The organism is Nostoc sp. C96 (genome assembly GCF_059384975.1).
Genome location: NZ_CM182020.1, coordinates 441845 through 468127 on the forward strand (window position 1 = coordinate 441845; position 26283 = coordinate 468127).

19 protein-coding genes are annotated in these 26283 nt (G+C 37.7%); 6 read left to right on the plus strand and 13 right to left on the minus strand.

Annotation, left to right across the window (positions count from 1 at the left end):
- Nucleotides 1-12: 12 nt before the first annotated feature.
- The 7 genes from AC504W_RS01935 to AC504W_RS01965 form a co-directional block, all read right to left on the minus strand.
- A complete protein-coding gene (locus AC504W_RS01935) occupies nt 13-1161 on the minus strand; it encodes a glycosyltransferase family 4 protein (RefSeq protein WP_494875959.1) in 1149 nt (382 codons plus the stop codon).
- 338 nt (nt 1162-1499) lie between these two features.
- A complete protein-coding gene (locus tag AC504W_RS01940; protein ID WP_494878529.1) occupies nt 1500-3083 on the minus strand; it encodes an MFS transporter in 1584 nt (527 codons plus the stop codon).
- Nucleotides 3070-3981 carry a DNA repair protein RecO gene (gene recO / locus AC504W_RS01945; protein WP_096584480.1) on the minus strand — a complete coding sequence of 304 codons (912 nt, stop codon included), beginning with the start codon at nt 3979-3981 and terminating at the stop codon, nt 3070-3072. Before recO ends, AC504W_RS01940 begins: the two co-directional genes overlap by 14 nt.
- A 128-nt stretch (nt 3982-4109) precedes the next feature.
- The gene (gene deoC / locus AC504W_RS01950; RefSeq protein ID WP_494875960.1) at nt 4110-4790 is read right to left on the minus strand and encodes a deoxyribose-phosphate aldolase; all 681 of its coding nucleotides are present in this window, start codon (nt 4788-4790) and stop codon (nt 4110-4112) included.
- Between the two features lie 179 nt (nt 4791-4969).
- Nucleotides 4970-6121 carry a DNA cytosine methyltransferase gene (locus AC504W_RS01955; protein ID WP_494875962.1) on the minus strand — a complete coding sequence of 384 codons (1152 nt, stop codon included), beginning with the start codon at nt 6119-6121 and terminating at the stop codon, nt 4970-4972.
- Between the two features lie 28 nt (nt 6122-6149).
- Nucleotides 6150-11774: a trifunctional serine/threonine-protein kinase/ATP-binding protein/sensor histidine kinase gene (locus AC504W_RS01960; protein WP_494875963.1), complete on the minus strand. Its 5625-nt coding sequence runs from the start codon at nt 11772-11774 to the stop codon at nt 6150-6152.
- Nucleotides 11775-12309: 535 nt separating this feature from the next.
- Complete coding sequence (locus AC504W_RS01965; protein WP_494875964.1) at nt 12310-12960, minus strand: response regulator; 651 nt, start codon at nt 12958-12960, stop codon at nt 12310-12312.
- A gap of 334 nt (nt 12961-13294) precedes the next feature.
- Between AC504W_RS01965 and lipA the strand changes: the two genes are divergently transcribed.
- Both lipA and AC504W_RS01975 read left to right on the plus strand, forming a co-directional pair.
- Nucleotides 13295-14200, plus strand: coding sequence for a lipoyl synthase (gene lipA, locus AC504W_RS01970; RefSeq protein WP_494875965.1), 906 nt, complete (start codon nt 13295-13297; stop codon nt 14198-14200).
- 142 nt (nt 14201-14342) lie between these two features.
- On the plus strand, nt 14343-14480 hold the full coding sequence (locus AC504W_RS01975) for a photosystem I protein PsaX (protein ID WP_096584468.1): 138 nt from the start codon (nt 14343-14345) through the stop codon (nt 14478-14480).
- Between the two features lie 20 nt (nt 14481-14500).
- On the opposite strand, the gene AC504W_RS01980 is transcribed toward AC504W_RS01975, so the two are convergent.
- On the minus strand, nt 14501-15367 hold the full coding sequence (locus AC504W_RS01980; protein ID WP_096584466.1) for a branched-chain amino acid ABC transporter permease: 867 nt from the start codon (nt 15365-15367) through the stop codon (nt 14501-14503).
- Nucleotides 15368-15557: 190 nt separating this feature from the next.
- Between AC504W_RS01980 and hrmK the strand changes: the two genes are divergently transcribed.
- Nucleotides 15558-17360 (plus strand): hybrid histidine kinase/response regulator HrmK, encoded by a 1803-nt coding sequence (gene hrmK / locus AC504W_RS01985; protein ID WP_494875966.1) that lies wholly within the window; start codon nt 15558-15560, stop codon nt 17358-17360.
- Between the two features lie 71 nt (nt 17361-17431).
- Nucleotides 17432-18262 carry an ATP-dependent sacrificial sulfur transferase LarE gene (larE, locus tag AC504W_RS01990; RefSeq protein WP_494875967.1) on the plus strand — a complete coding sequence of 277 codons (831 nt, stop codon included), beginning with the start codon at nt 17432-17434 and terminating at the stop codon, nt 18260-18262.
- Nucleotides 18263-18287: 25 nt separating this feature from the next.
- On the opposite strand, the gene AC504W_RS01995 is transcribed toward larE, so the two are convergent.
- Both AC504W_RS01995 and AC504W_RS02000 read right to left on the minus strand, forming a co-directional pair.
- Nucleotides 18288-18650: a DUF4864 domain-containing protein gene (locus AC504W_RS01995; protein ID WP_494875968.1), complete on the minus strand. Its 363-nt coding sequence runs from the start codon at nt 18648-18650 to the stop codon at nt 18288-18290.
- A gap of 5 nt (nt 18651-18655) precedes the next feature.
- Nucleotides 18656-19798 carry an SGNH/GDSL hydrolase family protein gene (locus AC504W_RS02000; RefSeq protein WP_494875969.1) on the minus strand — a complete coding sequence of 381 codons (1143 nt, stop codon included), beginning with the start codon at nt 19796-19798 and terminating at the stop codon, nt 18656-18658.
- Nucleotides 19799-20472: 674 nt separating this feature from the next.
- Here AC504W_RS02000 and AC504W_RS02005 point away from each other — a divergent pair.
- Complete coding sequence (locus tag AC504W_RS02005; protein WP_015113380.1) at nt 20473-20685, plus strand: hypothetical protein; 213 nt, start codon at nt 20473-20475, stop codon at nt 20683-20685.
- Nucleotides 20686-20728: 43 nt separating this feature from the next.
- On the opposite strand, the gene AC504W_RS02010 is transcribed toward AC504W_RS02005, so the two are convergent.
- The 3 genes from AC504W_RS02010 to AC504W_RS02020 all read right to left on the minus strand — a co-directional run bounded on the left by AC504W_RS02010 (nt 20729) and on the right by AC504W_RS02020 (nt 23079).
- The gene (locus AC504W_RS02010) at nt 20729-21634 is read right to left on the minus strand and encodes a DNA-methyltransferase (RefSeq protein WP_494875970.1); all 906 of its coding nucleotides are present in this window, start codon (nt 21632-21634) and stop codon (nt 20729-20731) included.
- Between the two features lie 94 nt (nt 21635-21728).
- Nucleotides 21729-22799 (minus strand): DUF6745 domain-containing protein, encoded by a 1071-nt coding sequence (locus AC504W_RS02015; RefSeq protein WP_494879521.1) that lies wholly within the window; start codon nt 22797-22799, stop codon nt 21729-21731.
- Nucleotides 22786-23079 carry a DUF8820 family protein gene (locus tag AC504W_RS02020; RefSeq protein WP_494875973.1) on the minus strand — a complete coding sequence of 98 codons (294 nt, stop codon included), beginning with the start codon at nt 23077-23079 and terminating at the stop codon, nt 22786-22788. Before AC504W_RS02020 ends, AC504W_RS02015 begins: the two co-directional genes overlap by 14 nt.
- A 438-nt stretch (nt 23080-23517) precedes the next feature.
- Between AC504W_RS02020 and topA the strand changes: the two genes are divergently transcribed.
- Complete coding sequence (topA, locus tag AC504W_RS02025) at nt 23518-26172, plus strand: type I DNA topoisomerase (protein ID WP_494875974.1); 2655 nt, start codon at nt 23518-23520, stop codon at nt 26170-26172.
- Nucleotides 26173-26283 lie beyond the last annotated feature (111 nt).

Here is a 26283-nt window from a genome sequence, read left to right on the forward strand (position 1 = left end):
TTATGGATTATTTTAAGCACCCCAGCTAAGATGTACAGGTTGCTGTAATAAAACTTCCTTATACAATTCTTCTAACTGGGTGATATTTTTATCGAGAGTATAACGTTCTAAGACACGATTTCTTGCTTTTTTTCCTAGCAAAGTTGTTAACTCTGGATGATCTTGACACAGTGGTAAAAGGGTTTTTAATTGCGATCGCACTGTTTTCGTACTTAATACTATACCAGCCCCTTTTTCCAATACTTCTCCGTCTGCACCTACATCTGTAGCTATACAAGCTAGTCCACTAGACATTGCTTCTAATAAAGAAAGGGACAGTCCTTCTACTAAAGAAGGCAAAATAAATACATCTGCACCCCTTAATATATTGATACGTCGTTCTTCTTCAGCCACAAAACCTAACCAAAAGATACCGTATTCTGCACCATAAAATTGCTCTAAAGAAGGTCTTAAAGGGCCATCTCCGACAATTAATAACTTACTTTCTGAACCCATATCTGACTGCTTCCAAGCCCGCAGTAAAGCTTCAACATTTTTTTCTGGGGCTATCCTTCCTTGGTAGACAAATAAGCGTTCAGCTTTAAATTCCGTTTTAATGGTGGAATATCCTGGAGAATATTTAACTGTATCTACACCATTGGGAATGACGGCGATATTTTCTTCCCGTACACCCATACGTGCAAGTAGTTCTCGCTGAATTTGCGAAAATACAATCACGCGATGATAGTTATCTAAAAAAGGTGCATACAACTGATAGGCTATCAGTTGGGTTCCTGATATGAGTTTTGCACCTTTCCCGGCAAATGGTGTGTGAAAAGTGGCAATTAAAGGCAAATTAAGTTGTTCGCAAATTTCTGGTAAAACAAAGTCAAGCGGCGATAAAGTTAAGGAAGCATGAACTATATCCGGCTTGATTTCTCTTAAAGATTCTGTTAAAACTTTTGTCGCTTTTAGCGCCGGAATTGTATAAACCTGAGATTTATAAATGAAGGGTAAAGATACTTCTTGGAATTTTGGCCAGTTATCTGGTTCAGGTTCTTCTTGGGCAAAGTGAAGAAAACTAACTTCATGTCCCCTGTCTAGCAAAGCATTCGTTATCTCTCGACTGTAGGTGACATTGCCACAAAAGGGTGATTTTTTTCCAATCCAGGCTATACGCATTCTTTAAAGTTAGTTATAAGAAAGCTAGTTTTATTTATTAGTTTTGCGCCTTGGCTGTATTTGACTTGAGCCTGATTTTACTTGATGATGCTGAACTCAAAAATACCGATATAAGCTATTGTTCAAACTGCCTATCAGCTAATGAAAACAATAGATTTTCGGTTTGATTTATTTTAATGAATAAGTTGCTAATTTTTAACTTGGAATACAACTTAGTTCGGTGTAATCTCAGGTTTATTCCCAGCGAGTTAGGCACTAAATTATTGCTGAGTTCAGTTTACCATGAAATCAAAGTCAATAATAAATTCTTGCTTTTGTCAAGTAATGCAGCAATTTGTTTATAAATACTGACGGGAGTTATACCAGGTTAAGATACCACCAAAAAAGACGATCGCAGCTAGTCCTAAAAAAACAGCTTTCAATCCGACAAAAGTTTCTGCTACACCCGCTAGTGCTAAAGGTAAGGTCAGAGCAATATTAATTACATTGTTTTGCAGTCCAAAAACTTTACCACGCATTTCTGGGGGAGTTTCTGTTTGAATCGCCGTTTGCATCGGAATTCCCACTAATGACCCAAAAATCCCTAATATCGCGATAAATAATAAGACTAGCCATAATTGCGTAGTAAATAAGGCCAAACCAATTAAAGATGCTGCCATTCCTAAACAACCATACAAGCCCAGTTGAGAATAGGAGAAGCGTTGCCCAAACTGTCCGAGAATTGTCGCTCCAGCAGCAATTCCCACGCCACCTGCTGCTAGTAAAAAGCCAAATTGTGAGGCTTTCAAGTTAGGAATTACTTCTGCCATCCGCACTGCTAAAACAGTTAAAGCGGCAAAGACAGAAAACAAAATAATCAGTCTTACTAACGCATTACGAACGTGATGATTATCTTTGAGGTAAGCAAAACCATCCTTTAAATCTGAGAAAACGTGAGGAAATTCGGTATCGGGTGCATGGGGTTTTTCTTTTGTGGCCAACAACATTAAAATTATGCCAGCGATCGCATAACTGCCACCTACTAAAATTTCTTTACCCAACCCATTGTTACCACCAAACTGCGCCCATATACTATCTGCGATCGCTAAAATGGGTTCCCCTATAGCAAATCCAATAATCACCGATGCCATCATCGTTGTTGTGTAAAGGGAATTAGCCGACAGTAAATGCTGTTCTTCCACAACTAAAGGAATTGCCGCTTGTTCTGCTGGGGCAAAAAACTGTGTCAGTGTAGAAACTAAAAAAGTCACACCCAAAATAATTGCAAAACCTACTGGCAAAACTCCAATGGGTTGCCAATCATGAGTTAACCACAACAAAAAAGGAATTGCTAAAACTAAAAGACCACGCCAAATATTTGTTGCTACCAAAACGGCTTTCTTCGACCAACGGTCTACAAATACCCCAGCTACAGAACCAAATAATACGGCTGGGATTGTAAATGCCATCATTAAAGTTGATACCCAAGCACTAATGCTTTGACTACCTGCTTGAAAGTGAGTATTAATTAAAGCAATCATCAATACTAAATACACTTTATCAGCCAGTTGGCAAAATACTTGGCCACCCCAAAGTGCGAGGAAATTAGGGTTTTTTAACACAGGGAAGAATCCCTGTTGTACCTTGCCTGATTTCGCTTCTCCACCAGAGCCGTTCCACGCTGCTTTTTCTGGTGCAGCATCTACTGGCAAACTATGCTCTTTGTTGCTAGGAGCAACATTAATTAATTTTTCAGATGTCCGCTGTTGACCATTGCTCGAAATATCTGGTTTGGAAATTTCGTGATTGTAAATTTGACTATTTGTAGATGAAGGAACCGATTTCAAATGATTAGTCACAGCAGGAGTTGTTGGCCTACTCTGCTTTTTCGTATGGCTTGGTGATAAAGGTAGGATTTTTCTATCCAAATCAGATGGTTGCATCATGGTTGGCAGCAAAATAAGAATCGATCAGGGTTGCGGAGCGAATAGAGTGACCTAAATGATACTGAGCATACTGGCGTAAAATCTGCTCAATAGATAACCAGCCATTATCTCTAATTCCATCAATTTGCATTATCTCTGGTTGTGGCAGTTGTTGGAGCAGAGCGAATTCTCTGGCGCTCAGACGATAAGAAATCACTGGGATTTCTTGTCGATGAACAACAGTCTCGTAGCTAGGGATAGAAGAATTTACTGATGGTGAAAACTCGGAATACTCTTTATTTTCCCATTTTTCTATCTCCCGTTTTCGGCGTAAACTTTCCCACGCCTCCAAACAAATCACCCCACCAGTAGGAACACTAAATCCCACTTGCCAGTTGGGATTGGCAAAGTCTGGCTTTAGGGAGCCTTGAGTTAAACAACATACTTGGATTTGAGGAGTTAGTCCCGCTAAGACTAAAAGTTGAAATACTCCAAGAGCCAGGGATGCGTAAATAGCTGATGTTTCGGCTTTCGGGAGAATTTCTAACTGGTGAAGGTGTTCATTGAGTAACTCATAAAGTTCCTCTTGAGGTTGTTCACTTAAAGCCTGACATAAGGCTATTTCTGCTAGATACTGACCTGCGGCTAATTTCCCTAAGTCTTTAGCTAAACCGGGATATGTTTTTAACGTCTGTGCTTGAGTAATTTTATCGAGCGATCGCCCTTTAGCAATCAGTAGTTCATTGACCACAAACATTCCACTCCGACCACCAAGGCTAGAGTTGTGTTTGCGTGCGCCAGGCGCAACAGCTCGAATCAAACCGAACTCTCGTGTCAAAATTGTCACTATTCTGTCTGACTCTCCTAGCACCTGAGTTTTTAGATTAATACCAGTTGCTTTATAAGTTTTACTCATGAATCATTAGCCATCAGTCATTAGTCATGAGCCATTTGTTATTAGTCATTAGTTGAGGAGGACACCACTTGCTACAAGCTGAGGAACCCGTCTAATCTAGTGGCTCATAAATGACAAAAAACAAATGACTATTCCCCTTTCTCCAGATTATCTCGCTGGCGGATCAAATCGATACCACGAGATGTCCCTAATCTTGTAGCACCTCCTAGAATTAAGTCTAGGGCTTGCTCGTGAGTCCGAATACCCCCAGAAGCTTTAATTCCTATCCTTTCTCGGACTACTTCTTTCAAAAACCCCACATCTGCTACTGTGGCACTACCATTCCAACCTGTACTTGTTTTGAGGAATGCTGCACCTGCATCCATACATATTTCTGCCGCTAGTCTTTTTTCGGCATCTGTCAGCAGGCTGGTTTCCAAAATCACCTTGACTGTTTGCCCAGTTTCTTCACAAATCTCGGCAATTTCTTGGTGAACTTCCTTGGTTTTTCCCACCTTCAACCAACCTAAGTTAAGCACAACATCTAACTCAGTAGCTCCATTTTCCACCGCTTCTTGAGCTTCATACAGCTTAACGGCTGAAGTTGTTGCTCCATGAGGAAAGCCAATCACCGTACAAACTTTTGGCGTTTTCCCTTTGAGAAGTTCTGCTGCTTGCTTAACATAGGTGGGGTAAATGCAAACCGCCGCAAAGTTAAATCTATATGCTTGTTCACACCATTGCTCAACCTGCTCTGGAGTAGCCGTTGGCGTTAACAGGGCGTGATCGATAAATGGCGCAATATCAATATCTGGATAGTCTGCTGCCATTGAGCTTTTGCCTATGAATGATTATTAAGCTTTATAAAAAATTAAGACATTTATTATATATTAAACCACATTGACTACGAATTGATCCCCAAGCTAGGCTAATTATCTAGCTCAATAAGTAAAGTGATTTCAAGTTTATTTAATTATTGTAACTAATTCATTAACCTTGAGGCAGTTTGCTATTGAGGTAAATCAACAGTTTTGTCTGAGTTAATTTCAAAAAAATCAAGAATAGTTTTAGCTAATGCTTTGGATACCAAGTACGGTACACCATTGCCAATTGATTTAAACATATTAGTCAGAGACATCTGCTCAGGAAATACAAAATTTTCTGGTAAAGATTGTATAGCTAAAGCTTCTGCTACAGATATTCTTCTAGTTTTATAAGGATGTAAATGTACTTCATTATTGCCATAGCAAGCCGTCGGAGAATAACGCCATCTGTGCAGACGTTTGAAAGATTTTTTAGAATCATCTCCTTCATTCACAGTTATAAATTTCTGAATGCCGGCTCTTGGTTGAAAATAATGTTCAGCATTAGGATGATGCAGAACATTATTTTTTCTGAACCAGAATTCCACTGTTAATTCTTGAAGAATGTTATCAGGACAAGGCAATATAGAATTTTCTTGAAATAATTGCGATCGCGGCCAATAATCAGCCAAAACTTTTGCTTGAGAATAGATAATTTGTTTGTGCCAATCAAAAATATTTTGATAATGTTTTATCCCGATTTTCTTAATACAATGATTGTGAAATCCTACAAGAATAATTCTGGCTCTATCTTGTGGTACTCCATATTCAATGGCATTAATCAAGCGTTCAGTTAAAAAATAACCAGCTTGCTCTAACTGTCTTTTTAATGATTCAAAAAATATCCGATGTTTTTTTGTTTTCCACAAACCCTTAACATTTTCAAATAAAAAGAAATCAGGCAGATTTTGACAAATAAGTTGAATGTAAATAGAAGAAAGTTTACCATTATCTCCCAAATATCCTTTATTTTTACCCCCAATAGAAAAATCTGGGCAAGGTGGCCCACCAATAAAACCTACAATCTGATGAGACTTGCGACAATCATGGACTAGTTCTAATAAACTTTGTGCTTGTACTCCTTCAACAAGCTGACTTACGTCTCCTGCTTCCCCATGATGATATCCATATTCTGGCAAGGGTAATTTGAGTAATTCTCTGGAATAGCGATATGATGCCATGAAAGCGGAAGAAATTTCATTGACATAAACAATATTAAAGCCGTGAGCTTCAAAGCCTAAATCCAGGAAACCTGCACCAGCAAAAAATGAGAAAATGGCAGGGCGATCGCTAGTCATGATCTATTTTAATTAGTACACATTAAATTTATCCCATTGGTATTTCAATTACAAACTCAGTTCCTTGATTTAATTCAGAATTACAAATTAAATTTCCTTGATGTTTATCAACTACAATCTGATAACTAATGGATAAACCTAAACCAGTACCGCTTCCTACAGCTTTAGTGGTAAAAAATGGGTCAAATATTTTTTGACGAATATCTTCTGGTATGCCATTACCATTATCAGCAATTTTAATTCTAATAGTCTGAAATTCTGTTAATTCTGTACAAATCCTAATTTGAGGATCATCATGATTTTGCTTACTTTGATTATTTGCGAAACTACCTCTTAAAGCATCAATCGCATTACTCAGAATATTCATAAATACTTGATTCAATTGACCTGCATAACAAGTTACTTGTGGTAAAAATGAATATTCTTTAATTAATTGTATTTCGGGTAAGTTGCTTTTTTCTTTTAATTGATTTTGCAAAATCATCAAAGTATTTTCGATACCTTCATGAATATCAACAGGTTTCATTTCTGCTTCATCTAAACGAGAAAAATTACGCAAGCCTAAAATAATATCACGAATGCGCGAACTTCCCATTTTCATAGAATCGATAGTTTTTGGTAAATCCTCTACTAAAAAATCAAAATCTATTTCCTCAAATTTTTCAGTAACAATTGGTGTTGGATGAGGATATTCTTGTTGATATATATCTACTAACTCAAGTAAATCAGCAACATAGTCACTGGTATGAATAATATTGCCATGAATGAAATTAATTGGATTATTAATTTCATGGGCAATGCCTGCTACCATTTGACCTAAAGAAGACATTTTTTCACTTTGAATTAATTGTGCCTGAGTTCTTTGTAGCTCCTGTAATGCTTGTTGTAAGCTATAGTTTTTATCTTTAAGTTCGTTTGTTCTTTCTGCAACTTTATCTTCCAAATTATGGTTATATTCTTCTAATTGCTGCTTAGTTTGGTTTAAATTGTCATAAAGTTTAGCATTTTCAAGAGAGATTGTAGCCTGGCTGGTTAAAAGTTTGAGAACTTCTAAGCGATTATTTGTAAATGCACCAGTAGCCAAATTATTTTCTAAATAAAGTATCCCCAGCAATTGATTTTGATTAATCATAGGAATACACAACAGACTCTTAGGTTGTTCACGGAGAATATATGGGTCTGTTGCTAGAAATGCTTGAGTTATAGCATCATCAATCACTAATATTTCTCGACTACGTTTAACATAGTTGATTACAGAGATTGGAACATCATTGCAAAACTCTAAAGAAATTAAAGGAAATTCTGTATGAATAAATTCTAAATTAGTAAGAGAACTGATAGCACTAACAGTAAAGCCTGAGTTATCAGCTTCATTCAAAACTAAAACACATTTAGAAGCACCTGCATTCTCCATTACAACTGTCATCAAAGTTGACAACAAATCTTTAAGATTAATCTCTCCTGACAACGCTTGCGAAGCTTTAATGACAGATGCCAAATCTAGCATATCTGAAATACTAGTGTTAGAACTAACAACAGTTTCATTACTGCTGAGAGAAGTTTGTATATTGTGAGTTAGAGATGTATATAACTCTACTTCGCTATGTTGGTTGAGATATTGGCTGAGTTTTTCTTCTTGGATAATGGCAGCAAGTAAATAAGGATAGCGTTTCTGCAAATATTGAGCTTTAGTTAATGCTCCCCAGCGCACATAACCATAGTAAGCATCAATCAGGTAAGGTTTAGCAATCTTTTCTTTACCCCAAACCAAATAAAAATTAGCAGCCAATTCATTCGCTAAAGCTTCTTCATGAATAAATTCATTTTCTTTAGATAGAGAAATAGCGAGATCATAGAAATCTATTGCTTCAAGATACTGGTTTAAAACTCGGCATCTCTCAGCTTCTACTAAATAAAATTTATTTAAATAATTTGTTGGAGCATTGAGCGACCATTTCCGCATTTTTTCTTGACTAGCTGAAACCTTAGTCAATATTTGGGTTTGTTTAGATAGCTCAACATCATGATATGTAGCCAACCAAGCTAGAGAATCATAAAAGAAAAATTGAGGCAATGCAAATTGACCTATTCCCCCACTTAAATACTGTTTCGCATTTACAGCATGATCAATTGCTTGAGTATATTCTCCTAGTAAATAACATAAATGCAGCTTACATAAATATAAATAGAAAAGAGCATTGATATCATTAGCCTGTACATGAATAGAAATTAATTTTTCTTCATTGTAAACATCACCAATTAAATAGCAAGGATTTTGAACATTATCTTTTAAATTTAAAATAGTTTGTCGATAAATTTCAATCCAGTAAAATACCCTATCTTGTTTGATTTGCTTGGAGGCATAACTGTAGTTTGCTATTTCCTTTTCTAGAGAATTTAGTGTTTTACCACTAAAGTAGGAAATATAGCAAGATGCTTTTAAAGAATATGCCGCAAATTCTAAATCGCCTACTTCTAAACCCGCAGAATAAGCTTCTAAAAGAGGTTTTAAAGATTCACGAACAGGAGCTTGCCAGTGTCTGACATGGGCATAAAATGTCTGAATAACTTTAGCTTTTATTTCTTTGTTATTTAATTTAGATAATAATTTTGTAGCTAATTCCCCAAATTTATAGCCAGATTCAATATCTTCTATTACGCCACATAGTATGAGTCCGTAACAAACATACGCATAGGTAGAGAAAGAAGAGTTACCATATTTAATAGATAAATGTATCTGTTTCAAAACCATTAAGGGAAAAAGTTCAGGAATTACAGTGTAGGCTAATGCAATAATACTAGATAAAATACGCATTATTGACAGGGCTTCTGCATCCTCCATATTTGGCAGATTTATTAAACTATCAATACTTCTATTAATAAAATATGTGGCTGTTTTATTGATTGCTTGTTCAATATCTGACGTGCTAGGGTCTTCTGGAAATTCAACTCCATATAACTTCAGAAAATCTAGTCCAGCTTTGACACCTTCCCATGCTTTGTTTTGCGCTCCGTATGCCTGAATAGTAATGTCAATTACTTTTACTTGATCTAATATTGTTTTAGCATTTAACAAAACTATTTGAACAAGTTTCTCTGTTTGTTCAAAATCACCATTTAGATATGCCGCCTCTGCGGCTGTTTCGCATAGAGCTAAAGTTAGTTCATATTGATTAGCCCAACTATTGTCTATCAGCAGTTTAATTCCTGTATCTAAATATTTAAATGCTGCTGAGTAAGCTGTTGAAGCTAAAGCTTTACGCCCAGCAGTAAGATTCATTATGGCTAGTTCATCACGCTGAGTCTGATTGGTAATAAACTCTACTGCCATATTAAATTGATTAACCAGTTCAAAAATCTTTTCTTCTCTTTCTTCTATTGGGATGTTTTTTAATAGAAGCAAGCCAATTTTTAGATGAGTTAATTGCTTTTGTTCCTTGGCAATTAAAGAATAAGCTGCTTGTTGTACACGGTCATGAACAAATTTATATTTAGGAAGTTGGTAATCATTAATTGTTGATTTATTTATATTAGAATGATTAATTATATCTAATTTATGATAATCATCATTCGCTAAAAAAATATATCCATCATTTTGAGGTATTATTAGACCATCGATTAATGATGGCCATAAATCTGATGCAGTATCTATAACAGATTTTTCAAAGACAATTGCGAGAGTTTTTAAATCAAATTCATTACCAATACAAGCAGCAAGCTTTAGAATATTCTGAGTAGTTTGTGGTAATTTCTCTATTTGGATTGCCATAAACTCTACGACATCATCTGTAAATATTAGATGTTTAATTTTTACTAGATCATATTGCCAGTATCCAAGTTCAAAATTTAAACTTATAAGTCCATCATCATATAATCCTTTAAGAAACTGCGTAGCAAAAAATGGGTTTCCTTGAGTTTTAGTAAACACCATTTGTGTTAAGGGTATAGATAAGGCTTCAGAACAACGAAGCGTATCAGCAATCAAATAGTTTAAACTAGATTGATTTAATGGTAAAAGTTGAATCTGATTAAGTGTGGTTCCCGATTCGCTAATTTCATTTAATGCCAAAACTAAAGGATGTATATTAGAAACTTCATTATCTCTATATGCACCAATTAGTAAGATATTACCTTGGTTTTCATCTATATCATGTGTTTCACTAACAATATTTGAAGAGTTATTGGCACTCATTAATAATTGAATAAATTTTAAAGAAGCATTATCTGCCCATTGTAAATCATCTAGAAATATGACTAGAGGATGGTCTTTTGTAGTAAAAACTTGAATAAATCTTTGAAATAATAAGTTGAAACGATTTTGGGCTGCACTGCCATATAGCTCTACAATCTGTGGTTGTTTACCAATAATTCTTTCTAATTCAGGAATCACATCAATGATTATCTGACTTTGTGTTCCTAGTGCTGACAAAATTTTATCTTTCCATTCTTGAATATGGGCATCATTTTCTGCCGATAATTGCCCAATTAAATTTCGTAATGCTTGGATTAAAGCTGATAATGGTATATCACGTTGAAACTGATCAAATTTACCTTTAATAAAATAACTACGTTGCCGAACAATTAGTTTATGGATTTCATTAATTACCGCAGTTTTACCAATACCAGACGACCCTTTGACTAAAATTATTGCTGTTTGATTCCTAGCTACATGCTCAAAAGTACTCAGTAAAGTTTCGATTTCACGTTGTCGTCCATACAGTTTTTCTGGAATAATAAATTGACTAAATATATCCTTAAGTGCTAATGTAAAAGGCAAAATTTTTCCAGTCTCTAGCCATTGATTTTGACAGATTTCTAAGTCATGTCTGAGTCCATGAGCGCTCTGATAGCGATCTTCGGCATTTTTAGCGATTAATTTACTAATAATCTCAGAGAGAATTGATGGAATATTGGCATTAATAGTATTTGCTTTTGGTGGCTCTTTGGCAATATGAGAATAAACTAGTTCCATCGGTTCAGAACTGATGAATGGTAAATTTCCAGTCAGGAGTTCAAAAAAAGTTATACCTAAAGAATAAAAATCACTACGGTAGTCAATACCTCGATTCATCCGTCCCGTTTGTTCGGGAGAAATATAAGCTAAAGTACCTTCTAAAATATTAGGGTTAGTAAGTGATTGAATCTCTTTTGGTAAAAGTGTAGAGATACTGAAATCAATTATTTTGATTTCTCCAGTCATTGGGTGAATCAAAATATTAGCAGGTTTAATATCTTTATGAATAATCCGATGGCGATGGAGTAGTTCTAAAGTTTTTGTGACTTTAATAGCAATATTAAAAAATTCGTTTAATGAAAGAAAAATCTCACCAATTGCATATTTTTTTGAACGCCATTCTTTGAGAGATATACCACCAAAATCTTCCATGATCAAAACATAGCCGTTACGGTAGTTTTCGAGGCTATAGTGTTTGACTATTCCAGGAATTTCTAGATTTTGAGTAATAGTGTATTGATTACGAAATTGAGCAATTTCTGTAAATGTCGGATATTCATTCCGCATCAGTTTGAGAATAACAGCTTTTTGGTCTTGTTCTCTAACACCACGATAAACTATGGTTTTGCTACCAGAGTATATTTGCTCAGTAATTTGATAGCCAACTATAGGATATATTGTGTCTGATACTGTTAACATCTCAGCTTGTGCCTAAGTTTAATTACTATTATTTCAGTATTCCCATAAATCAATTCTTAATCTCATAGAGAAAGCAAAATTGTTCTTTAAATTAATTAAAAAAATTCTGGGTTATGCAATAAACATATAAACTATTAATAAAAACTAAAAAATATGTATTATTTAATAATATTTGTAATACTAATTTAATATAAGACTGTACCAGATAAATCATGTAGAGAATTTGTATACAACGTCTCTACAACAACTGATAAATTGCATCTTTATTAAGAGTATAAGTTAAAATAAAACCAGCATAAAATAAATTTTTAGCTTCAAAAATATAATTTAGTAGAGATAGGGTATGGTAATACCTCTACTAAATTAAGAATCCCAAGCATTCGCTACTAGTAATGTTATTACTTTCAAGAAATCTACGCATTGCTAGTACTTATTCCAGTTTTTAACTAGAAAAGACTGCTATTTTAACCCAAATTGAATGAGAATTTTGACAACAAACTATTAAATGTAACAGAGATAAAATTCAACCTGAATTTTATTTAATTTTCTGTTTAATAAAGGTTACGACCTGAGCTAACTGCTTTTTCAAGCCATCGATTTCAGCTTGCATTTGAACTATTTTCTCATTCAGGGCTTGAATTTCTGCTAAGGAAGCTGTTTCAACATTAGGTGTTGTTGGTAAAGGAGAGTTGTTAACATTAACAGTAGTTATTGTGTCATGATCAGCGATCGCACTTGTACTAGCTACACTTGTATTAACACCATTTTTAGCCGCAACGGCTCCCACTAAAGCTGGTTCTTGACGCGGTAGCTTGGCCTTAGCCATAGCTGATTTAATTGCATCAATCAATTGCTTTTTATCAAATGGTTTCCCCAGAAAATCAAAGTATTCAAATGGTTCCGGGATTTTTTCGGTAACTTCTTCCTTACGACCAGACATGATCACTAAGGGAATCTTTCTTAAATCAGGATGGGCTTGAATTTGTTGAAAAACTTCCCAACCACTCATTTTTGGTAGTAGGAAATCTAACATGATCAAGCTGAGTTTTTCTTGACGAATAAAATTGAGACCTTCCACCCCGTCTTTAGCTTCTAATACCTCGAAATTACCCGGAGGTAACATTTCTCGTACTTTTACCCTGACAACGGTAGTGTCATCGATAACTAAAATTTTGTTGCTGGCCACGACTGATTTCTCTAACAGAAACTTTAAGTTTAATCACGGCTATGCCGCTTGACCTTGAGAGTCATCCCACTATATCTAAATTTTTTATGGATTGGGGAATAGTATATTTCGGTATAAATAGCTTTGTTAACAGTATTTTCTAAAACTTGCTCCCGTAGTTGGAGTAGTTTATGTCATGGTGATATTTAAACCTGGAAATTTGTTTTATTGATAAAACTGAGGCAGTGAGACGAAAAATCCAGGGTTGTGAGATTATCGGTGAGGAAAACCCGGAAACATCAGCCTGAATGTAGAAAAACCTACCTCAGCTTATCTTGGAATTTACTTAGGATTTATGACTTCGTTACAACCAGGCCAATTTAAGTCAGAAATTATAGCCATGCCTAGCTGGTTACGTCGCCCTATTGGCAAAGCCAGCGAAATTTCCACCGTTCAACATATTATTAAGCAGCGCCAAATTCATACAATCTGTGAAGAAGGACGTTGCCCTAACCGGGGAGAGTGCTATGCCCAAAAAACGGCTAGTTTCTTACTAATGGGGTCAACTTGCACCCGTGCTTGTGCTTTTTGTCAAGTTGATAAAGGCCATGCACCAATGCCGCTTGACTCAGAAGAACCACAAAAGGTAGCAGAGGCAGTGCAGCTTCTGGGATTGCGTTATGTAGTTCTGACTTCTGTGGCACGAGATGACTTGCCAGACCAAGGTGCTGGACACTTTGTCAAAACAATGGCAACTATCAGGCAGTTAAACCCAGAAACCCAAATTGAAGTATTAACACCTGATTTTTGGGGTGGCGCAGGTGCAACAGAGGGATTACAAAGTCAACGAATTGCCATAATTGTCGCAGCTAAACCCGCTTGTTTTAATCACAATATTGAGACAGTACAAAGGTTAACAGGCCCAGTGCGTCGGGGGGCAAAATACGATCGCTCACTGCGAGTCTTGGCTATAGTTAAAGAAATTGACCCGACTATTCCCACCAAATCTGGTTTAATGCTGGGACATGGAGAGACAATAGAAGAAGTCATCCAAGCAATGGCAGATTTAAGAACTGTAGGATGCGATCGCTTAACTATTGGTCAGTATATGCGTCCTTCTTTAGATCATCTGCCAGTACAAAAATACTGGACTCCAGAGGAATTTGAGCATCTGGGCAGCCTAGCATGGAAAATGGGATTCAGCCATGTCCGTTCCGGGCCGCTGGTTCGCAGTTCCTACCATGCAGGAGAAGATACTTAACTCAGCACTCAGCACGGGCTGAACGCCCCGCTACCGCTAACAGCACTTTTCCCCCGCTAGACAAATATTTTTAACGAATGTGGCTAATTGGTGCAGCTATTTGGTATTTCTGAAAAAGTCATGACATTTAGGAGAACCCTTTATGGCTACTCAAAGCAAGAATTCCCCCGTTGCAGACAGTGGAGCAAAACCGCCCTACCCATTTCGTACAGGTTGGGCATTGCTGCTTTTAGCTGTTAACTTCTTAGTAGCAGCTTACTACTTCAACATCATTCAATAGTCAGAATGAGTTGGTGCTGCTCAAATTGTGCCTTTAAATAAACCTTTAGGACGGATGAGCAGCACCAAAATCATCATCAGTAAGGCAATACCTTGTTTGTATTGAGAACCCAGCCAAATAGTGCTAACTTCCTGAGCAATACCAATGATAAAAGCTGCGGCGATCGCTCCGTAAGGATTCCCAATTCCCCCTAAAATTACTGAAGCAAACAAAGGCAAAATCAAAAACCATCCCATATTTGGGCGCACAGCTGTAATTAAACCGTACATACTGCCTCCCAAAGATGTGAGCGTCCCAGCAATCAGCCAAGTCCAAAGGATAACTTGCTCAACATTAATACCCGAAACTCTGGCTAAATCTAAATCATCTGCCACGGCTCGCATTGCTTTACCAATCTTCGTGTTTTGTAAGAGATAATGCAGCCCTACAATTGCTAAAACGGCTAGACCTAACACCAACAATTGATTTTGTGGGATTTTGACACCAAACAAATCCCAAGCAGAAGTGACAGGAACATTGTAATTTTGGTTTTTGCCTCCCCAAAGCAAGATAATGCCATTGCGGAGGAATAAGGCTAGACCAATAGAAATAATGATCAGTGTTGTGGAAGTAGCACGAATCAAGCGCATCTTTGACCACAGCAACTTCTCTGATAACAGCATTGCAGCAACTGTTCCTACTACTGCCAAAATCATTGATAGCCAGATATTTACTCCAGCAGCATTTACCAACAAAGTCAAATAAGCTCCTAAAGTCAGAAAATCACCATGAGCAAAATTCGATAACCGTAAAATCCCGTAGGTAAGAGTCAGACCAACAGCAGCTAGAGCAATAATGCTCCCCAAAGCAATACCATTAACAATTAGTTGTATAACTTGTGTATCCATGATTTTTTACGAAATAAGTTCCTCTAAAAAAATTAGACTTGAGTGATTTATTCAAAAACTATTGTTACGTCTGTTACCATAAACAGTAAAAGTTAGAGTTTGTGAACAATAAAGATTTGTGAGCTAATATACATAGAATCTTGTTCGCAATTTTGCGCCAGGCTAAACTTGTTCAGCGGTCTAGTTGACCATGCAGCAGTATTCAAGCTTACCAGAACAAAACTCACAGGTAGATACATCGCCAACACTGTTGGCAACAATTCAACAACTCCGTGCGGAGTTATGGTTAGAGAGCAGCTTGAACAAGTTGCAAAGTCGCCTGAATGATTACCTACTTTCCGCTTCTGCGTCTACTGTACAGGTAGAAGCTACAGAAGCCGAGATTTTTCAAACAGTGGTCGATGAACTCGACATTGCTTTGAACAATAGTAGAGTAGCGATCGCTCTACCTCAACCACAAACAACATCTGTTAAAGTTGGTTATATTTCTTCTTCTCCATCTCCAGTCGTAGAAGTCATGCCTCAAAAAGGCAAAAAACTGCAATTAAAATTGACACAGGTGATGGAAATTGAGGATTTGCAACATCTTGCAAATCAGCAACCGCCTAGTGCTTGGCCTTTAACCATCGATTCTGACATTATTGGCTGGTTAATTATTGCTAAAGCACCGCGTGAACTGCTAACAGCATCACAGATACAACTTAAGTCACAATTATTCACCAGAGTCGCCCAACAGTGTACTGATGCTCTGGTACAACTTAAACAAATACAATCTTGGCAGCAACTCTCTCAAAATATTGGTAGTTCTAATCAAGAACTAGAAAGGACAAATCAACTCAAAAATCAATTTCTGGCCAATACCAGCCACGAAATTCGCACACCATTGAGTTCTATTATCGGGTTTACCCATTTATTGTTAGCTCAAGGTTACGAACCAACCAGAGAACGCCATCAAGAATATTTAAATATCATTCAGTCTAGTGGCAAACACTTGTTAGCACTGATTAATGACATTTTAGACCTCTCCAAAATTGAAGCCAATCAGTTAGAAGTACAACAAGAAGAAATAAATGTACCAGAACTGTGTCGTAATGTTTTGGCATTAGTCAAAGAGAAAGCGGCTAACAAAGGTTTAAAACTGCACTTAGAACTAGACTCTACAGTTAAAACTTTAATTGCTGACCCCTTACGGCTCAAGCAAATGCTGTTAAATTTACTATTTAATGCCGTTAAGTTTACTTGTACCGGAGAAGTGGGTTTACAAGTTGTACCTCAAGGTGAATTGGTCAGTTTCACAGTTTGGGATACGGGGATTGGAATTTCTAAAACAGACCAAGCGCAACTTTTTCAACCTTATTTTCAGATTGCTAACTCTGTAACTACTCGTGATGAAGGTACAGGCTTAGGTTTAGTTGTGACGAAGAAACTCGCAGAAATTCACGGCGGTTCTGTGGAAGTAGAATCGGATGTTAACTGTGGTTCGCGTTTTACTATTATCCTTCCTGTTAGACCACTCCCAGAAGTGGAGGACAATAGGCAAGCTCAAATAGATGCAGAAGATATTACACCTGTATCTTTGGATGTCGTTCCTAGTTCTAACTTCAGCATTTTGTTAGTGGAAGATGATCTACCTAATGGTAAGTTGATGCAAACTTTTCTTGAGAGGTTGGGTTATCAGGTAACTTGGATTAAAAATGCTACAGAAATGAGGGCAATTCTTTCACAACAAAAACCAGGACTAATTTTAATTGATATTCAGTTACCAGATGAAAATGGACTGAAGGTTGTGCAGCAACTACGACAACAGCCTGAATATCAAATGATTCCGGTAATTGCTCAAACTGCAATGGCGATGAAAGGCGATCGCGAAATTTGCATAGCATCTGGAGTAAATGAATATATCTCCAAACCTCTGGACTTACCACTTTTGGCGGCTTTGGTAGCTAAGTATATTAAATTACCACCTCAAGAGTCGGCAACTGAGAACAGCTAAAACACAGATTTTCTTTACACCCCTAAAATGGAATTTGTGGGGAAATGTAAAGCTTTTGTCAGGAATTCAAAATGAAATTAACTGAAAAACTAGAGCAATTAAAAGCCTTATTTGGTGAAATGGAACGCGCCTTAATTGCCTATTCTGGTGGTGTGGATAGCACTTTGGTTGCCAAAATTGCTTATGATGTCTTAGGCGATCGCGTAATGGCTGTAACAGCAGTTTCGCCTTCGCTGTTACCAGAAGAATTAGAAGACGCAAAAATTCAAGCCGCAACTATTGGGATTTCTCATCAAATTGTTCAAACACACGAGATGGAAAATCCTAATTACACAGCCAATCCTGTCAATCGCTGCTATTTTTGCAAAAGTGAATTGCACGACACACTCAAACCATTAGCTATCCAGTTCGGCTACCCCTACGTAGTGGATGGGGTGAACGCTGATGATTTACACGATTATCGTCCGGGAATTCAAGCCGCTAAAGAACGCGGTGCGCGATCGCCTTTAGCAGAAGTTGGTGTGTCAAAATTAGAAGTCCGCCAACTCTCACAACACCTTGGTTTACCTTGGTGGGACAAACCTGCTCAACCTTGCTTAAGTTCCCGCTTTCCTTACGGTGAGGAAATTACAGTAGCTAAATTACAAAGAGTTGGTAGAGCCGAAATTTATCTACGAAAACTCGGATGGGAGAATTTGCGTGTACGTTCTGAAGGTGATACCGCACGTATTGAATTAGCACCAGAAAAAATCAAAGATTTTGTTTTAGCAATTGATTTACCAATTCTGGTTTCTGCATTTCAAGAATTTGGCTTTATTTACGTCACCCTTGACTTAGAAGGTTATCGCAGCGGCAAGTTAAATCAAGTCTTAAATAAAGAAATTTTAGGAGCTAAAATATAATCCGGGTTTGACTATTGACTAATAATTAAATAATTTCCGCTTCTACCGATACTAAAATGCAACCGTTGATTCTCCAAGTATCATCAAGTTGCTGTTCCATAAAATACAATGCTCTCAAAGGTACACCATGAGGACTCAGCAATAACACAGGCTGAGTAATATTTTCTTGAATAGTAGTAATTTTTTCAAAAACTACTGAGCGAGGACGGTATACAGCCGGGTAATTCAGCATTACCATCCGCAGAAAGCTTTCTGGGGTTTGAAATTGTTCTTGAATTCCCGAACTGGCAAAAGTAAAAGCAGTTTGAGCATCATCTTTTTGAAAAGCTGCTAATTGGCTTTCAATTACAGCACGGATGGCAATAGCATCACTATCATTAATTTCCATAAATTTTAAAACTGCGATCGCAATCTCTCATATTTACCCTGAGTCAGCTTATACTCGACTTGTTCTAGTGCCGAGCGCCAAACATCATACCCCTCTTGGGAAAGATGTAACCCATCTGTGGTTAACTCTAAACGTAAATTGCCTTCAAAATCCGTAAACCAATCATGAATATTTAAATAATTCGCTCCCTCTTGTTTAGCAATTAGGGAAAGTTGAAAATTAAGCCGACGAATTCGGCTATTAGAAATTGTTGGTAAGCTTGTAGGCAAAATTGATTGGACAATTATCTGCGTTTTTGGGTGTTCCTTTCGCAAACGGCGAATAATCTGGCGGTGATTTTGCAAAATAGTTTCATCGTTTACCCCTTTGCGTAAATCGTTAATCCCCGCCATGATGTAAATAATTTCTGGTCTGGTAGCTGAAAAAGCTGTCAATCTTTTTAAAATTCCACCAGATGTATCGCCAGATATACCTTGATTTAGCCAGAGTTTACCACTTGGTAGTTTTTCAGGGGGAAACCACAAACTTAAAGAATCCCCAACCATAATACTTAGATGATTGTTACCTTGACCCTTGGTCACAGCTTTAGCTTCTAAAGCTAATAAACTTTTCCAATCTTCGTAAGTTAATTGGCGCTGTTTGTTCGACTCGGAAAAAGATGGGGAGTCATCATATCTACGTGTATAAATTTGACCAGTTTTCAAGGCCGCTAATCTTTGATAATACAGTTGATAACCAGAGGTTAGGGGCAGATTTGGTGATTGGGGACTGCGATTAAATAGTGATTCTATTGGTGCTAAAAATCCTGGTTCACTAATTGCTGGTAAAGATTCATCAAGACTGGAAACGTTTTTATCATCAACTGTCAACGGCGAATTTTCTGATGAGATATCAACACTGGGAATAGTTTTTTCACCCACTGTTGAGTGCGAACTTTTTATATGTTGTAAAACTTGGTAGCGGAATTCTGGTAAAGATGTATCAACACTGGGAAGATTTTTTTGATCTACTGTTAACAGCGAATGATGTTTTGAATTCCACAGGTAACTAGAATTTACTGACAATATGTTTAATAGAGGTGGAAGCGTCGATGCTGGTATTGCCAATCCTGTTAACAAGCCTACTGCCAACAGATAATTGTGCCTCATCGCTTTGTATCTCCTCATACTTAGTACTTTCCCTTATGACAGCATTTGTTACCTGTGTTCAGGATGAATTTCTCTCGGTTAAGTTATTATTTTTATTTACACTGAGTAGTACTGTAAAGCAGTTTAACAAGATTACATTTGGAATTCATAATCTCTTTAACGCAACTTTTTCTAAAAACAGAAGTTTCTGAGTAATTGCAATGAATTTACCGCAGCATTACAGGATTTCTAGAAATTAGTTAATTGGTTAGGTTAGCTCTTTGCAGATACTTTATATTGTGACTTAATCAGTCAATATATTTACTGTAGCTTACGATATTTTATCTAAGTATACCAAGATTTTAACGTAATTAAATACACGTAAATTGATTCTACTGCTGGATGACAGTATTCTGCCTAAGTGTTTGTTCAGAGAGATGTATTTAATCAGGTTGTTAGAGTTTTTTGCCAGCGATCGCTATTTTTGTACTGAGTTAAAAATTTAGCCATTAATAAATATATACTTATAAATTGAAAAAGCAGGCTGCAAAAACAGCTAAAAATAAAGGTAAAACCTATTTAAAATAGCGGAGTTACGTTTAAATAAGTAATTATTCTTTTGAGTCAAGTTAAATCGAATAACAGATATATAGAACAACTTAGAGGGAAATGCTAAGATTTAGGCGGTGTCTTGAATGTTATATATTTGTTCTGTGGCTAGAGCTAGTACAGCGATCGGTGTTAGTCCGATTATTAAGGAGATTGTGCAAAAACAGGCACATTCAACTCGTTTAACTCTCAAAGAAGTCATCCTCATGGGGATGTTAGCGATTGATAAGCTTGACGATCAAAACCGTCAAGAATTGGCAGATCAGGTTCATAAAATGCAAGTAGATGGAGAGATTTAAGTAAAAATTAATAAGTTTTAACTTTGACTCTCAATAGATTTGGCTACTCAACAAACCGAAAACGACTCCCCACAACATAATCCTGATTAATTTCAAAAGAAATCCATTGGCGTTTTAAAGTCTCAGCCACAAAACCAGTTGTGTTTGAACCCGCAAATGGATCTAAAACCATATCGCCTTCATCAGTTAGAAACTTGATGAAAAATTCAGCAAACCCCTGAGGGAACCGTGCCGGATGGGGCTGAATTCCTCCAGCTTTACAGCGACGTAAATAAAGACTATTTGACTCTGTGTTGGGAATTTCTAATAAATTTGGTGGAATTGCACCTTGATTGTCTTTTTGAAACTTATCCGAAATTTCATGCCCACTGGGGCGCATTTTCGCTTCATAGCCATTTTTGAGTAATCTCTGCATACTTTGGCTATAAGGCTTTAAAACTTTTCGATTATCTGCTTTGGGGTTTGCTGTTTTAGACAACCACCAAACAACATTAACCGCATCTTTTACCCGAATTCTTCTAATTGTCACCCACTCAGCCGGGGTAGGTAATCGTGATGGGTTGTAATGGTAAAATTCTTGCGCCAAAAAAAAGCCGACTTCCTTACACAATCTCAGCAATAGTTCGTATTGATAAAGACTCCGTACAGGATTACCAGGAAGATAAGCACCACCTAAATCTAAAATAAAAGAGCCATTATCTGTTAAAACTCTTTTGAATTCATCAGCAAAAGGTAGAAACCACTCAATATATTTTTCCGCACTTTCATTGCCATATTCTTTTTTGCGAGTCAAAGCAAAGGGAGGCGATGTCAAAATCAGGTTAACGCTGCTTTCTGGCAAAAATTTAATTAGTTCTCGACTATCGCCTAAATAAATTGAGCCATAATTTTGAGTGTAGTCAGGTGTGAAATTAATAGATTGTGGTGTATTTTCTGGTTCAGTTTCCAAGATTTATAAATATTAAAAATAAATTAGAGGGATTCAGATCCCCGACTTCTTTAAGAAGTCGGGGATCTTCTATTCACGAATAAAATAACTACTTTCAAGTTTCTATTATAAAATCATCTGGATCAAGTCCCCAATTAACCCAGCGAATTGCTTCACGGGCTGACACCATATTTGGGGGAACACGTAAAACATGAATAAAACCTGTACTGGGACAAGTCATTTTTAATAACAAAATTGGTTCAACATCAATAAAATCATTATCAATTCTTAAAAGGGTATATCCAGCCCAATTATCTAATTCGATAGCTTGTAACTCTTGGCAAATGCTACTATAACCAATACCTTGAATCAGTACTCGTCGTAGTTCAGCATTGGTTTCTGTTAATAGCCATTGAGCTTCCCATTGCTGAGGATGAATATTACCGTATTTTTCAGGTAAGGTAACACCATGATAAGAATAAAGGCTATAGCCATCAGCATATTCAATTGCTGGTTCACCTTCAGCGTGGAGGCGGTTTTCGTTATCAAAGCGGAGATGAAGCGGGCGATCGCATATAATCGCTATATCTTCATCAGGAAATATCCAACCACAATTTTTAATTAGATTTTCTAATACAAACCAATCTTGTTGAGATAAATCCCAATTCAATTCAGATATAAAAAAATCAATATAACTAGCTTTGAAGACCCATGTTTCTGATGATATATAATTTAAATCAAAAACACTAAACTCTGTATTATAAATACCATAAATATCTTGATTGAGCTTTATCGTTAAAATGCCGCTAAAAAATATTTGACCTATATTATTTCTTAAATACTTAATTTCTTCTTGGTTAAGTAAAATATCTAGTTTTTTAACTTTTATTTGAAAATGTATCTGATTTTTGATTGAATCAGTTATTTTTTCTTCAATTTTGTAAGAGCTTTGGTGAAATAAAGAATTATCTAATTGCCGTGCAAATTCTTTTAAAGCTGCATAAGGGCTATCAAAAAATACAATTTCCGGCTCATTGAAGCCCATAAATTGATAAACAGCTTTCACAGCTTCAGCCGCTTTCTCTCTATCAATCCGCTCCGTAGACAGCGCAATTTTCCGCCACTTCTCTCGATAAACTGGAATCAAAGCCTCTTGCTCAGGTGTGAGTTTTTCAATCAGCGACATATCGCCAACCTTCCGGCTCATACTCACGCTGAATTTTAACTATCCAGTTACCTTGAGGGATAGGAATTGCCTGATGTTCTTCGTGAGTCAACAACGCTGTCTCCGACACAACACGTAAATAAAGATTGCCATCCTTTTGCGATAATTCTGCCAGTCCTTGACTAATTCGATGCTTGTGTCCGGTCACTTCCCCTTCTGCCAAAGTTAAATGAGGTAGTTTTTGCCCATCAACTTGCTGCACAGGGAGTAAAATAACATCACCTTGACGAATCGCTTTCATAGTCTTAACTCTTAGTAACAGAGCATTAACCCTACTTTGTTTTCATCTCAAGTCTGATTTTGGCATAACCTATAAAAATATAAAGGGAGCAGCATACCACTCAGAGAAAATCAATTACTATCAATACTAATGCTTCAAACTCAAGGAACTCTAAAAAGTAGAGTAGCATTACATTTCAGCGGTATTTTGCCCACAGTAGTCGCCAATTATGCCTGAGATAAGTTAAAGATGGAAATAGTTGGAAATTTATATCCAACGTTTCTTTATCCTATGCTTTAGGAAAGACTGCACCTGAAGTTTGGCGATTTTCGCACTCACAGGCAGTTTGTGTAAGGATGAAATCAAAGCCCTCAAGCTCGAAATTTTCTCTTGACATTTCACAGAACTTGCCCCAACTTGACTGTTTAGCTTAACAGCTATCTTTTTTAAAAAATTTCCATGTCAACTCTCGTCATCGTCGAATCTCCCACAAAAGCTCGTACCATTCGTAACTACCTGCCAAAAGACTATCGGGTAGAAGCATCTATGGGTCATGTCCGTGACCTACCCCAGTCAGCAAGTGAAATCCCCACCACTATCAAAGGTGAAAAATGGGCGCAGTTAGGGGTAAATGTAGACGCAGACTTTGAACCGGTGTATGTTGTCCCCAAAGACAAAAAGAAAATTGTTACCCAGCTGAAAGATGCCCTGAAAGAGGCAACTGAACTCATCCTGGCAACTGACGAAGACCGCGAAGGAGAAAGCATCAGTTGGCATTTATACCAGTTGCTTAAGCCCAAGGTTCCTACCAAGCGGATGGTTTTTCACGAAATCACTCAAGAAGCGATTAAAAAAGCTTTGAAAAACTGCCGAAATATCGATGAGCAGTTAGTCCGCGCCCAAGAAACACGGCGGATTTTAGATCGCTTAGTTGGATATACCCTTTCTCCTTTACTGTGGGAAAAAATCGCCTGGGGATTATCTGCTGGGCGGGTACAGTCGGTAGCCGTGCGGTTATTGGTGAAAAAAGAACGCCAACGCCGCGCCTTCCGTGAAGGGACATATTGGGATCTAAAAGCGTACTTAGAACAGGGCAAAGCACCGTTTACATCCCAGTTAGTGACATTGGGCGGCACAAAAGTAGCTAACGGCAGTGATTTCGACCCCAACACAGGGCAAATTACGGCTGGACGCAATGTTGTATTGCTTAAAGAAGCGGAGGCTGTAGCGCTGAAAGAAAGACTGGCTGGCAAAACCTGGAATGTCACAGACATCGAAGAACGCCCAGTCACTCGTAAGCCTTCGCCACCGTTCACCACTTCAACCTTGCAACAAGAGTCAAACCGCAAGCTACGCCTTTCAGCACGGGACACCATGCGGATTGCTCAAAACTTGTACGAGCAAGGGTATATTACCTATATGCGTACAGACTCGGTGCATTTGTCAGAACAAGCGATCGCAGCTGCCCGTGACTGTGTAGAAAAGCTTTACGGTAAGCAATATCTCAGCCCCCAACCCCGGCAATACACCACCAAATCTAAAGGCGCACAAGAAGCCCACGAAGCCATTCGCCCAGCAGGTAGCACCTTCCGCACGCCCCAAGAAACAGGTTTAAGCGGTCGAGAACTGGCTCTTTACGACTTAATTTGGAAGCGTACCGTCGCCTGTCAAATGGCCGACTCCCGCCAAACTCAAATTACTGTACAGTTGCAAGTTGAAGATGCTGGTTTCCGTTCCTCTGGTAAACGCATCGACTTTCCTGGTTACTTACGCGCCTACGTCGAAGGTTCTGACGACCCCGAAGCCGCACTAGAAGACCAAGAAATTATCTTGCCAAACCTCAAAGTTGGGGATCATCCAAACTGTAAAGAACTGGAAGCAGTTGATCACGAAACTCAACCACCAGCCAGATACACCGAAGCAACTTTGGTAAAAACCTTAGAAAGTGAAGGTATTGGTCGTCCGAGTACCTACGCCAGCATCATTGGGACAATCATTGATAAAGGTTATGCCCAATTGGTGAGTAATGCTTTAATTCCCACCTTTACCGCCTTTGCAGTCACCAGCTTATTAGAAAAACACTTCCCGGATATTGTCGACCCCAGCTTTACTTCCAAAATGGAGCAAACCTTAGACGATATTGCTGACGGTGAAGCTAACTGGTTACCTTACCTGCGGGAATTTTATTTAGGTGACAAAGGTTTAGAAACCCTAGTCAAAGAACAGAAAAGTCAAATTGATGCGACTAAAGCTAGAACCGTAGAATTAGAAAATTTAGACGCGAAAGTCCGCATCGGCAAATATGGGCCTTATATAGAAGTGGAAAATGGTGAAAGTGTAGTCACCGCATCCATTCCGAAAGATTTAACGCCAGCTGACCTCGACCCCAAACAGGTAGAAGTTTTGCTGAAGCAAAAAACTACAGGCCCTGACGAACTCGGTCGCCATCCAGAAACAGGTGAGACGATTTATATCAAAATTGGCACTTACGGCCCTTATGTCCAATTGGGTGACAAAACAGAAGAAAATCCTAAACCAAAACAAGCCTCCATTCCCAAAAATGTGCCGAAAGAAAATGTCACTCTAGAAATAGCTGTTGGTCTTTTAGCCCTTCCCCGCGTTTTGGGAACCCACCCAGCTACAGGTGGCAGAATCCAAGCTAGTATCGGCCCCTATGGCCCTTACATAGTTCATGACCAAGGAAAAGAAGGTAAAGATTATCGGTCGTTAAAAGCAGCGGATAATGTTTTAACAGTTTCTTTAGAAAGAGCATTGGAATTGTTGTCAGAACCCAAAAAAGGGCGCAGTTCTGCTAACAGCAAATCTAAAGCAGCCTTACGGGAATTGGGGAACCATCCAGAAGATGATTCACCCGTGAATATCTACGATGGCCCTTACGGCCCTTATATTAAGCATGGCAAAACTAATGTGAGTGTGCCAGAAGGACAGTCGGTGGAAGATATGACACTATCTAAAGCTCTGGAATTGTTAGTTAGTAAAACTTCCTCATCTAAAAAATCTACCCGCAAAACCAGCAAAACAACTAGCTCAGGAGCTAAATCAACCGCCAAGTCATCCAAGACTGCTGCCAAAAAGAATGATTCATCCAATTAGTTATTAGCCAAGAGTCAAAAGTCTATAGTCCATAGTCTAGAAATCATAACTAATGATCAATCACTCTTGACCATTGACCATTGACTAATGACCCTTGACTATTTCTACAAC

What these genes read in the sequence shown, in the direction of transcription:
- AC504W_RS01935 (WP_494875959.1), bottom strand. Translation starts at nt 1,161, where the DNA reads ATGCGTATAGCCTGGATTGGAAAAAAATCACCCTTTTGTGGCAATGTC.
- AC504W_RS01940 (WP_494878529.1), bottom strand. Translation starts at nt 3,083, where the DNA reads ATGCAACCATCTGATTTGGATAGAAAAATCCTACCTTTATCACCAAGC.
- recO (WP_096584480.1), bottom strand. Translation starts at nt 3,981, where the DNA reads ATGAGTAAAACTTATAAAGCAACTGGTATTAATCTAAAAACTCAGGTG.
- deoC (WP_494875960.1), bottom strand. Translation starts at nt 4,790, where the DNA reads ATGGCAGCAGACTATCCAGATATTGATATTGCGCCATTTATCGATCAC.
- AC504W_RS01955 (WP_494875962.1), bottom strand. Translation starts at nt 6,121, where the DNA reads ATGACTAGCGATCGCCCTGCCATTTTCTCATTTTTTGCTGGTGCAGGT.
- AC504W_RS01960 (WP_494875963.1), bottom strand. Translation starts at nt 11,774, where the DNA reads ATGTTAACAGTATCAGACACAATATATCCTATAGTTGGCTATCAAATT.
- lipA (WP_494875965.1), top strand. Translation starts at nt 13,295, where the DNA reads ATGACTTCGTTACAACCAGGCCAATTTAAGTCAGAAATTATAGCCATG.
- AC504W_RS01975 (WP_096584468.1), top strand. Translation starts at nt 14,343, where the DNA reads ATGGCTACTCAAAGCAAGAATTCCCCCGTTGCAGACAGTGGAGCAAAA.
- AC504W_RS01980 (WP_096584466.1), bottom strand. Translation starts at nt 15,367, where the DNA reads ATGGATACACAAGTTATACAACTAATTGTTAATGGTATTGCTTTGGGG.
- hrmK (WP_494875966.1), top strand. Translation starts at nt 15,558, where the DNA reads ATGCAGCAGTATTCAAGCTTACCAGAACAAAACTCACAGGTAGATACA.
- larE (WP_494875967.1), top strand. Translation starts at nt 17,432, where the DNA reads ATGAAATTAACTGAAAAACTAGAGCAATTAAAAGCCTTATTTGGTGAA.
- AC504W_RS01995 (WP_494875968.1), bottom strand. Translation starts at nt 18,650, where the DNA reads ATGGAAATTAATGATAGTGATGCTATTGCCATCCGTGCTGTAATTGAA.
- AC504W_RS02000 (WP_494875969.1), bottom strand. Translation starts at nt 19,798, where the DNA reads ATGAGGCACAATTATCTGTTGGCAGTAGGCTTGTTAACAGGATTGGCA.
- AC504W_RS02005 (WP_015113380.1), top strand. Translation starts at nt 20,473, where the DNA reads ATGTTATATATTTGTTCTGTGGCTAGAGCTAGTACAGCGATCGGTGTT.
- AC504W_RS02015 (WP_494879521.1), bottom strand. Translation starts at nt 22,799, where the DNA reads ATGTCGCTGATTGAAAAACTCACACCTGAGCAAGAGGCTTTGATTCCA.
- AC504W_RS02020 (WP_494875973.1), bottom strand. Translation starts at nt 23,079, where the DNA reads ATGAAAGCGATTCGTCAAGGTGATGTTATTTTACTCCCTGTGCAGCAA.
- topA (WP_494875974.1), top strand. Translation starts at nt 23,518, where the DNA reads ATGTCAACTCTCGTCATCGTCGAATCTCCCACAAAAGCTCGTACCATT.